We start from the raw sequence: 271 nt of genomic DNA, 5'->3' as shown, positions 1-271 counted from the left end.
ATGATGCGTGAGTTCAGCGAATACCGCATGTTGATGTTCGGCGCCATGATGGTGCTGATGATGATCTGGCGCCCTCAAGGCCTGCTGCCCATGCAACGTCCACACATGGAGCTGCGCAAATGAGCCGCGAGATCCTGAAAGTCGAAAATCTGAGCATGCGCTTCGGCGGCCTGCTCGCGGTCAACGGCGTCGCCCTGACCGTCAAGCAAAAACAAGTAGTCGCGCTGATCGGCCCCAACGGTGCCGGCAAGACCACGGTGTTCAACTGCCA

General features: G+C 58.7%; 1 protein-coding gene. It reads left to right on the top strand.

What is annotated here, in order from left to right; all coding sequences use genetic code 11:
• Positions 1–119: 119 nt before the first annotated feature.
• The coding region (locus AC0L2O_RS36825; RefSeq protein WP_473373208.1) for an ATP-binding cassette domain-containing protein at positions 120–271 on the top strand (152 nt) is incomplete at its 3' end.

It is taken from the genome of Bradyrhizobium sp. Kon10, assembly GCF_055807395.1.
Note: the sequence above shows the minus strand (reverse complement) of the source record. Positions and strands in the feature narration are given on the sequence as shown.